8 protein-coding genes are annotated in these 10,104 nt (G+C 47.1%); 5 read left to right on the top strand and 3 right to left on the bottom strand.

The genetic code is table 11. From position 1 onward, the window contains the following. From RWJ43_RS04360 to RWJ43_RS04350, 3 genes are all read right to left on the bottom strand, one after another. A partial coding sequence (locus RWJ43_RS04360; RefSeq protein WP_314008215.1) for an S-adenosylmethionine:tRNA ribosyltransferase-isomerase occupies positions 1 to 966 on the bottom strand: 966 nt, incomplete at its 3' end. Beyond that, positions 956 to 1,588, bottom strand: a complete 633-nt coding sequence (locus RWJ43_RS04355; protein WP_314008211.1) for an epoxyqueuosine reductase QueH — start codon at positions 1,586 to 1,588, stop codon at positions 956 to 958. The genes RWJ43_RS04355 and RWJ43_RS04360, both read right to left, overlap by 11 nt. Beyond that, positions 1,588 to 2,454 (bottom strand): type II CAAX endopeptidase family protein, encoded by an 867-nt coding sequence (locus RWJ43_RS04350; RefSeq protein ID WP_314008210.1) that lies wholly within the window; start codon positions 2,452 to 2,454, stop codon positions 1,588 to 1,590. The genes RWJ43_RS04355 and RWJ43_RS04350 overlap by 1 nt, the downstream gene beginning before the upstream one ends. Before the next feature lie 128 nt (positions 2,455 to 2,582). On the opposite strand from RWJ43_RS04350, the gene RWJ43_RS04345 reads away from it, so the two are divergent. The 5 genes from RWJ43_RS04345 (at position 2,583) to RWJ43_RS04325 (ending at position 9,945) form a co-directional block, all read left to right on the top strand. Then, entirely contained in the window at positions 2,583 to 4,622 is a 2,040-nt protein-coding gene (locus RWJ43_RS04345; protein ID WP_314008218.1) for a class I tRNA ligase family protein, read from the top strand. A 21-nt stretch (positions 4,623 to 4,643) separates the two neighbouring features. Beyond that, positions 4,644 to 5,540, top strand: a complete 897-nt coding sequence (locus tag RWJ43_RS04340) for an alpha/beta fold hydrolase (RefSeq protein ID WP_314008207.1) — start codon at positions 4,644 to 4,646, stop codon at positions 5,538 to 5,540. A gap of 145 nt (positions 5,541 to 5,685) precedes the next feature. Further along, positions 5,686 to 6,150, top strand: a complete 465-nt coding sequence (locus tag RWJ43_RS04335; RefSeq protein WP_314008204.1) for a MarR family transcriptional regulator — start codon at positions 5,686 to 5,688, stop codon at positions 6,148 to 6,150. Continuing rightward, complete coding sequence (locus tag RWJ43_RS04330) at positions 6,135 to 8,036, top strand: ABC transporter ATP-binding protein (RefSeq protein WP_314008201.1); 1,902 nt, start codon at positions 6,135 to 6,137, stop codon at positions 8,034 to 8,036. Before RWJ43_RS04335 ends, RWJ43_RS04330 begins: the two co-directional genes overlap by 16 nt. Next, positions 8,029 to 9,945 (top strand): ABC transporter ATP-binding protein, encoded by a 1,917-nt coding sequence (locus RWJ43_RS04325; protein WP_314008198.1) that lies wholly within the window; start codon positions 8,029 to 8,031, stop codon positions 9,943 to 9,945. Before RWJ43_RS04330 ends, RWJ43_RS04325 begins: the two co-directional genes overlap by 8 nt. Positions 9,946 to 10,104: the final 159 nt, after the last annotated feature.

Raw genomic sequence — 10,104 nt, 5'->3', positions numbered from 1 at the left:
GGTTGCGATTTCTCTGGCAACCATATCGCCTTTATGAGTCACTGCATCAGAGTCTTCTTCCTCCTCAAAGCGACGGGCAACAACAGGAGGCTCAGCTGCAGGAATCTGATTATCCCAAGCACTTTCAAGCGAGCGAACACTGGTAGTACCAATGGCAATAACCTTATGACCAGCGGCTTTGGTAGCCTTTACTGCTTCTACAACTTCTGGAGCTACGTGGTAGCGCTCAGTATGAATGACGTGCTTAGTAGGATCATCCTCTGTTACCAACCTGAAGGTATCAATACCCACCTCTAGCTCAACGGATGCCCACTGAACACCCTTTGCTTTGATTGTTTCAATGAGCTCAGGAGTAAAGTGAAGACCCGCTGTAGGAGCTGCAGCAGAATGCTCGTCCTGCATAGCGTAGACTGTCTGGTACTTCTCTGGGTCTCCCTCGTACTGTGTAATATACGGAGGCAGTGGAACGTGGCCCGCCTCATGAATAGCCTCGTCAAGAGTGCGATCTCCCTGTGCTTCAAAACGCACCAGGCGACCTCCCCTGTTGTCGTCAACAAAGTCCACAATGGTGCCCGTCAACACAACAGGAGCTGAGTCAGGAGCATGCAAGCCACCTGCACGGTATTCAATTATTGCGCCAGGCTTTAGACGCTTACCAGGATTTACCAGACACTCCCATACACTACCCAAAGCATCAATGTCTTCTCGACGTTTTAAAAGCAGCGTTTCTGAGACGCCGCCCGTATTTTGCTTTTTACCTACAAGGCGAGCTGGCATAACGCGCGTCTGATTAACTACAACCAAATCGCCCGGCTCAAGATACTCCACAATATCGGTGAAGTGCTTGTGCTCTATGCGGCCATTTTCTCTATGCAGCACCAAAAGCCTACAAGAGTCCCTTGGCTCAGCAGGAGCTTGTGCAATACGTTCTTCTGGAAGGTTGTAATCAAAATCGTCAGTTCGCATGACGTGCTGCCTTTCTTGCGTCACGAGCTTCATGACGCTCTATCTGAGCCTCGGCTGCAGAATATCTGCAACCGCAGTAATTTTGTCGATACATACCAAGCTCACGAGACTCTTTTGTGGCCTCTGGGTAAAACGGACGGAAATCTCTCCATACAGGCGTCAGTCCATGAGCATGCGCAATGGACACCAACTCATCCTCGCACGCATCAAAGAGCTGATAGGGCGAGACAGCCAGTGTTGTAGAAACGTATTCAAACCCGCGCTCAGCCGCCACACGACAACTCTCTGCCAAGCGGATTGCGTAACAAGCGCGACAGCGACGATCTCGCTCAAATCCCTGAGGGGCCACGGCTCGCTCCCACTGCTCTCGCGGATCTCCTGCCACAATCACCTCAACATGAGCCTCTTCTTGAGCCCACGTAAGTAAGGTTTGAAGACGCCTATCATGCTCTTCAACTGGCTGAATATTAGGATTAGTCCAGCAGATGGTTGGCTCAAAGCCCTCTTCCCTCAAATGTTTTAAAGGTTCAAGTGAGCATGGACCACAGCATGCATGGAGCAGCAGCGGTGTTCCCGGCTCTACTGAAAGAGTCTCAATTGACTGAAGCATGTTTGAAGCCATTAGTTCTTCTCGCCTTGTGCCTTATAACATTTCCAACCTACTATAGCGCAGGCAGCAAGGCATACAAAAATGGTAACAACGCTTGCTTCGATACCGTAGGCGCCACCCGAGATAAACTCAGATGCTGCAGGATACGCTGTTAAGAGCGTGGTAGGAAGAAGCGTAGTGGTAACCGATATGCCCAGAATAGGGCCGGTTACAAAGTTCCAGATAAAGTGCATAGCAATGGTCATGAGCAGATTATCGGTAAGCCAAAACACCAAGCCATAAAGAATGCCCATCAAAAAGACTGAGATTGCTGCGGCAATAGAGATGTTAGGCGTTAGTCCATACGTTGCGGTAAAGAGCACTGCTTGAAGCACAAGCGCTACAGGGAAAGAACTCTTAGCTGCAACACCAGTTTGTAGATAACCTCTAAACAAGATTTCTTCTGCTGCGGACTCAATAAGGGTTGCCACAAGTAAGAAGAGAGCAGCAAAAATGTTATAGGAAGCGTTGAAGTTAAAGTCAAAGCCTTCAATGAGCATGATAGAGCCAAAGGTAAACAGCACCATCAAAAAGCCAAAGGTAACTCCGCGCATAAATCCTGGCCAGGAGCTTACTCGAAGGCCCAATGACCTAAAATCTCGCTTATTGACGCGGGTAATCCACACAAGGATCAAGCCACCTGCCAACATGCTTCCTAGAAGACCCAACACGGCTGGAAGGATGTCATTGGCTGGGAGCTCTCCCATAACCATCAGCGGAATATGACACACAAACATAAGCAAAAGTGCAAGGTCAGCCACAAGGAAGGGCGTCACCACAGACTTTGGTGGATCCTTTAGAACAAACTCAAGGCTTGTCTTTGGTTTTTTTCTTCCCACAAACTCTCCTTACATAATTTCTACTCACTATAGTATCGACTTCTGAATCTATTCGTGTAGTGAATCAAAAAAGATTAGAATAAGAAGACAATTTGCTTAAATCTACTAATTCCAACTGCGAGGTATCCATGGCCGAAAGCTACGACATAAACAACCGCCCTCATTTTCCTAAGCGCGCTGTCATTACCGGTGGTATGCCCTACGGTAACAAGAATCTCCACTTTGGACATATTGCGGGCGTCTTTGTCCCAGCAGATTTCTTTGCTCGTTTCTTAAGAGATCGTATTGGCCAGAAAAACGTACTGTTTATCTCGGGAACTGATTGCTATGGCTCTCCTATCGCAGAGGGCTATCGCAAAAAGGTTGAAGAAGAGGGTTACGAGGGCACCATCCTTGACTACGTAAATCATAATCACAACCTGCAGAAAAGCGCTCTTAACGCCTACAATATCTCGCTTGATTTCTACGGCGGTTCCGCGCTAGAACCCGCCGCAAAGATCCACGAAGAGATGGCTGACAGCATCATGCACCGCCTTTACGAGCGCGGTAAACTCTCCAAGCTCTCAACTAAACAGTTTTACGATACTGAGGCTCAGACGTTCCTTAATGGACGCCAGGTCAATGGACGTTGCCCTATTAAGGGCTGCAAGTCAGAGAAAGCTTATGCAGAAGAATGCGACCTGGGTCATCAGTTCAATCCAGAGGAGCTCATTGCCCCTGTTTCGCAGCTCACTGGCACCACGCCAGAGCTTCGTCCTGCACCAAGCTGGTACTTTGACCTGCCACAATACAAAGAGTTTCTAAACAACCTGGTAGAAAAGTGGAAGAACAACCCACAGATTCGCTCAGTTGTTACCTCTACCGTTCAAGAGACTTTAACTGAGCCTATTATCTACATTCAAAATTCCTTCCGCCAAGACTTTGACGGCGTTGCCTCTTCCCTCCCAGCTCATAATGTCATTGAGCCAGAAGGTAATGCATCTTCCTTCTCAGTTGTCTTTGAAAATTGGCAAGACAGAGATGAGGCTCGCGAGAAACTCAAAGAGGCTGGAATTCGTTTTAGAACAAGCAAGACTCTCCTGCCTTACCGCATGACGGGTAATATTTCTTGGGGCCTTAAGTCTCCAGACATTGAAGATCTCAAAGACCTTACCATCTGGGTCTGGACTGAGTCCCTCTGGGCTCCTATCACCTTCACACGTGCTGCTCTTTCTGAAGACGCTAGCAACGGTGGTTCTCGCTACTCTTCTGACGAGTGGCGCGATTGGTGGTGCAGTGACGATGCTGCTGTCTACCAGTTCATTGGTCAGGACAACATCTTCTTCTACTGCATTGTCCAGAACCCGCTGTGGGATGCACTTGATTGGGGTCTTATCACCGATACTCCAGTTGCTAACTACCACATTCTCTTTATGAACAAGAAGGCTTCCAGCTCTGGTGCTATCAAGCCTCCAATGGCTGAAGAGCTTCTTGAGTTCTACACTCCAGAGCAACTCCGCGCTCACTGGCTCTCACTTGGCCTTGATCAGCGCGCCGTGTCCTTCTCGCCAAAGGCTTTTGACACCTCTGTATCCAGGAAGGACAAAGACGGCGAGCCAGATCTTCTGGTAAAGGATGACCCTCGCGTTGTTGATCCAGCGCTCAAGGAGTCAGCATTTCTCACTAACATCTTTAACCGCATGGCTCGTAGCTGCCTGTATGGTGCGGCCAATGCGTGTGGTGGTCACCTGCCTATCAGTGAGCCTCACCAGGAAGTTATCGATGCTGCTCAAGAGGTTCTGCTGAAGTACGAGCAGCTTGCATACGGCTTTGACGCACACTCTGCACTTGCCGCTGTTGATGAGTATGCTCGCGCAGAAAACAAGCGTTGGGGCGAGGCTTCCAAGGCCGCTCAGGGCAATGACGAGGCCTACGACCAGGCACTTGCTGATGCATTCTATGCGCTCAAGACCATCACGCTGCTTATGCACCCGGCTGTTCCGGAAGGCTGCGAGCGCATTGCAGATGCTCTCAACTTCCCACATGAGGAGTTCTTCTCTTGGGAGAACGCCTTTATGGGTCCAAAAGAGCTTGCGGCAAAGCTTGGCCAGAGCGCAGAGGAGCACCAGCTTGAAGAGCTCCCTCCTCGCTTTGACTTCTTCAAAGCACATCCAAGCCAGAAGAACTAAAACACGCAGCTAGGAGCATACGTGGTTGAGTTTCCATCCGTCTACCGCCCAAAACCTTATAGCAAGCCAACAGCACACCTGAAGAGTCATCTTCAGGTGTTGCTTGATGACGGCGCAGAAATTGCAACGTTTGTCTACACTCCTGCTGCTCCAGCTGGCGAGAAACCCTGTAAAGACCTCGCTTCAACTGCGGCTTATTTGGCGTCTGTTACTAACGCTACCAATGCTGCGCCTATTGTGTTTCTCCACGGAAATGGAGAAGAGCATGGCATCTTTGGCACCATCATTGATGAAGTGTGTAACCAAGGTTACACCGCAATAGGTATTGACTCGAGAGATCAGGGTTTGAGCACTCGAGGAACAGCCGCCTTTACCTACGAGCAGATGGCAGAAGATGCATACGTTGTCCTAAAGCAGCTTGGTGTTGCGTCTGCTCATATTGTGGGCTTTTCTGACGGAGCTATTCTTGGTCTTCTTCTGGCACGCGACTATCCAGACGTAGTTACCTCTCTTGTATCTATCGGAGCAAATCTTGAGCCTGACACGTTAGGTGATATGACCTGGCTCTATGAAAGCATCGAGGGCAACAAACGTTGGGCAGCTCAAGGTTGGGAAGGCGCTGTTCTAGAAGATGGCTATCCCGTTCCCTCGCCTGCTGAAGCAGCTCGTATTGCAGAGCATTTGGAGCTTATGGTAGACAACCCACATATTGATCCCGCAACTCTTGGATATATTTCTGTTCCTGTTGTTGTCATGGCTGGTGAATATGACGAAATCTACCCAGAAGAAACTCGCCGTATTGCCGAGGCAATCCCTACCGCTCGACTTCTCTTCATTCCAGGATGCCCTCACAATGTTCCGAAGGTGTCTCCGGGTGCAGTAATACGTAGACTATTTGCAAATTTCTTGTATCTTTAGGATTTTTACAAGAGCAATTGTTTATCTTACCTGCAAATTTTGCGGAATTTAAAAAACTTAGGTACTTAATTGTTAAGTACCTTGCTATCTCAGAATTTTTGAGTACAATACCTAACAAGAATTATTTCTGTTACGGGAGGTACTCATGCATCAGGCATCAACCTCACCTACTCAAGAGATGCGCATCATTCGCAATCTTGGCCACCTAGGCCATTATCTTTACATCACGCGTGGATGTCGTGGTGGTCAGCAGTTTATTTTGACCACACTATATCGTGATGGAGAAATGACCCAAAAAGATCTTCTCGCCAAAACTAAGAATGCATCTGCATCGCTTTCAGAAATGGTGAGCAAACTTGAAGCAAAAGGTCTTGTTGAACGTACACGCGTAGACAAAGATCGCAGACAAACACTTCTTTCTTTGACAAAAGAAGGTCGAAAACAAGCAAAAGAAGCTCAAGAGGCCATCGAGTCATTTGAAGCACAGGCTTTGTCGGTTCTTTCAGATGAAGAAAAAGTTACATTCTGCGCATATCTAGATCGTTTAGTTGAACATTGGGACACAATTAACAGAGATGAGAAGGGAGAAACAGCATGTCAGAAGAAGTAACTTCAACTGAAGAACTTGAAAACATGGTTGAATCAACTGAAGCAGAAACTGCTATGGTTCCCTCTGCCCTGACAGGTATTGTAGATGTCAGTAATCTTTCCATTAAAGAGATTGCTTTAGTGCTTTCAAAGAGTATCGGCGAGTTCAAAAGAGACACTATCCTCACTCCTCTCTTTGTGTTAATTGAGACCATCTTAGAAATTCTTATTCCTTTTAGAACAGCTAATCTTGTTGATACGCTTCGCACAGGGGCAGAACTAAACGCTGTCATTCAGTCTGGAGCTGTTCTTGCTGCTATGGCAATGCTGTCGCTGCTGTTTGGAACACTATCCGGTATTTCTGTTGCCAAAGCATCCACGGGCTTTGCGCGCAATCTTCGCCGTGATATGTTCCGTAATATCCAAAATTTCTCGTTTACCACTATTGATGCATTCTCTTCGTCATCGTTAGTAACACGCCTTACTACGGATATTTCTAACGTACAAATGGCATTTATGATGCTCATCCGCATGGCCGTTCGTGCTCCATTTATGTTTATTGCAGCGTTTATTGCTGGCTTTATCATGGGTGGCTGGCTTGCCATTATTTTTGTTGCCGTCATGCCTCTTCTAGGAATTGGTCTCTACTTCATTATTTCTAGAGTCATTCCTATTTTTAAAAAGGTATTTAAGAGATACGACGCACTCAATGAATCTGCTGAAGAAAACTTGGCTGGTATCCGCGTTGTTAAGTCATTTGTAAATGAAAACTTTGAGCGTCAGAAATTCGATAAGGCTTCAGAAGAGCTGCGCGAAGATTTTACAGCAGCCGAGAGGCTCATGGCTCTGAACTCTCCATTTATGAACTTCACTATTTACGTGCTGTTTGTCTTCATTCTGTACTTTGGCTCGTATCTGATTGTTTCTTCTCAGGGAACTGCATTTGGCGTTGGACAGCTTTCTTCGCTTATTACGTATGGCTTTATGATGCTTATGTCACTCATGATGCTTTCCTTTGTCTTTGCCATGATCATCATTGCAGAAGAAGGTGCTCGCCGCATCTGTGAGGTACTTCTTGCAACTTCCACTATTAACAACCCAGAAAATCCTCTGACCGAGGTTACAGACGGATCCATTGATTTTGAGAACGTTGGATTCTCCTATTCCGGTCCAGAGGGTCGAGAAGCCCTGTCTGGTGTAGATCTTCACATCAACTCTGGTGAGGTCATCGGTATCATCGGTGGTACCGGTTCTGCAAAGTCCACGCTGGTGCAGCTCATTCCTCGACTATACGATGTAACCGCTGGTAGCGTTTCTGTTGGTGGACACAATGTCAAAGACTATGACATTGACACTCTTCGTGGTGCTGTTGCCATGGTTCTTCAGAAAAACGTTCTCTTTAGCGGCACCATCAAAGAGAATCTCCTGTGGGGTAACCCTGACGCTACCGATGAAGAGATTCTTGAGGCAGCTCGTCTTGCTCAGGCTGATAGCTTTGTTCAAACCTTCCCTGATAAATATGAGACTCATATTGAGCAGGGTGGCAACAACGTTTCTGGCGGTCAAAAGCAAAGACTCTGTATTGCGCGCGCACTGCTTAGGCGCCCAAAAGTACTTATTCTTGATGACTCTACCAGTGCTGTTGATACAAAGACTGATTCTTTAATTCGCTCTGGTCTTAAAGATTTCTTGCCTGATACCACCAAGATTATCATTGCTCAGCGTACTTCCAGTATCGAAGAATCTGACAAGATTATTGTTCTGGATAACGGCCGCGTTAACGCAATTGGTACGCACGAAGAACTCCTGAAAGATAATCCAATCTACCGCGAAGTGTACTTCTCACAGAACAAGCAAAGTGTTGATGAAAATCAGTCTCAGGAAGGTGAGGTGACTTCTCATGAGTAGGGCAACAGAAACAAACAGTACAAGACCAAAGCTTCCCGTGGGAAAAATTCTTACTCGAACCATTAAAATGCTCTGGGAGTTCTATCCTGTCCTTCTCCCTATAGCACTCCTTGGTGCTGTTATCCAAGCAATTATGCAGTCACTCCCAAGTGTCTTCTTGGAGCGAATCCTCTCTATCATCTCTAACTTTATTGATAGTGGTGACTGGAGTTCTGCTGAAGGCTTAGTCTTCCAGAACGTGGCTCTTCTCGCCACCTTCTACGTCATTGGACTTCTTGCAAATATCATCTCTACCCAGGGTATGGCTATTGTCACCCAGGGAGCTCTGCAAAAATGGCGTTCAAAGATGTTCTCGCACATGCAAGACTTGCCTATTAGGTACTTTGATACGCACCTCAATGGCGACATTATGAGCTATTACACCAATGATATTGACGCAATGCGCCAAATGATTGGCACCAGTCTTCCAAACCTCCTCTTTACCTCTGTGGTTATCATCGCAGTAGTATTCATCATGTTTTACTACAGTGCACTTATGGCCATGGTTGTTCTGTTTGGATTCTCTTTGATGGGCCTTGCTACTAAAAACCTTGGTGGTAAGTCTGCAAAGAACTTTGTTAAGACTCAGAAGACTACCGCAGATGTTGAGGGACACATTCAGGAAATGATGAATGGCGAGAAGGTCGTTAAGGTCTTTAGTCATGAGGCAGAAACTATTGAATCATTTGACAAAATCAACGATGAGCTGATGGTTGTTGCAAGAAATGCAAATCTTTATGCCAACACGCTTATGCCTATCCTCAACAATCTGGGCAACATTATGTACGTTGTAGTTGCTGTAGTTTCTGGTGTGTTTATTACTCTGAACATTCAAAACGTTTCTTTATCTGGACTACCTTTCACCATTGCTGTAGCTGTCCCCTTCCTCAACATGACACGTCAGTTCTCCGCTCAGATCAACCAGATTTCTAGTCAGATTAACTCTGTTGTTATGGGTATCGCTGGTGCTAATCGAGTTTTTGAGCTACTTGATGAACCAGCAGAGACTGAAGAAGGTTACGTTACTTTAGTCAACGCAGAAACCATTGACGGTAAAGTTCAGGAAGCTGAGTACCGCACCGGTTACTGGGCTTGGAAGTATCCACACAGTGACGGCACGGTTACTTACACCCCTGTTAAGGGAGACGTTCGCCTCTTTGATGTTGACTTTGGCTACGAGCCTGGCCACACCGTGTTGCATGATATTTCTCTTTATGCAAAACCTGGTCAGAAGGTTGCCTTTGTTGGCGCAACAGGCGCTGGTAAAACAACCATTACTAACCTGCTCAACCGCTTCTATGACATTGAAGACGGCAAAATTCGCTACGATGGCATCAACATTAACAAAATTAGAAAGAGCGCTCTTCGTCGTGCTCTCGGTATTGTTCTGCAAGACGTCAACCTCTTTACAGGTACCGTCTTGGATAACATCCGCTACGGCCGTCTTGATGCCACAGATGAGGACTGCGTAAAGGCCGCAAAACTTGCTGGTGCCGATGACTTTATCAGACGTCTTCCAGAGGGTTACCACACCATGCTCAAGGACAACGGCAGTGCCCTCTCCCAAGGACAGCGCCAGCTCATCTCCATTGCTCGCGCAGCAGTCGCAGATCCACCAGTCATGATTTTGGATGAAGCTACTTCCAGCATTGACACACGTACCGAAGCAATAGTCCAGCGTGGTATGGACGCTCTGATGTACGACCGCACCACCTTTGTTATTGCTCACCGTCTTTCTACGGTTAGAAACGCAGATGTTATTGTCGTACTTGACCACGGTCGCATTATTGAGCGCGGTACACACGACGAACTTCTCGCCAAGCGAGGAACGTACTACCAGCTCTACACAGGAGCCTTTGAGCTTGAGTAACGTTGAGCTTATGTAATGTAAAACGCCTTGTCATCGAACTGCCTCCCATTTCTTGGACATAAGAAAGGGGAGGCAGTTCATATGCGGGGGATTTGATTCTGCAGCGTGTTAGCGTCGGCTTTTAGGCCTGGCGCACAAAATAGCGCAGCTTTGGTAGGT

It is taken from the genome of Lancefieldella parvula, from assembly GCF_963530955.1.
Classification (GTDB): Bacteria; Actinomycetota; Coriobacteriia; order Coriobacteriales; family Atopobiaceae; genus Lancefieldella; species Lancefieldella parvula_A.
Note: the sequence above shows the minus strand (reverse complement) of the source record. Positions and strands in the feature narration are given on the sequence as shown.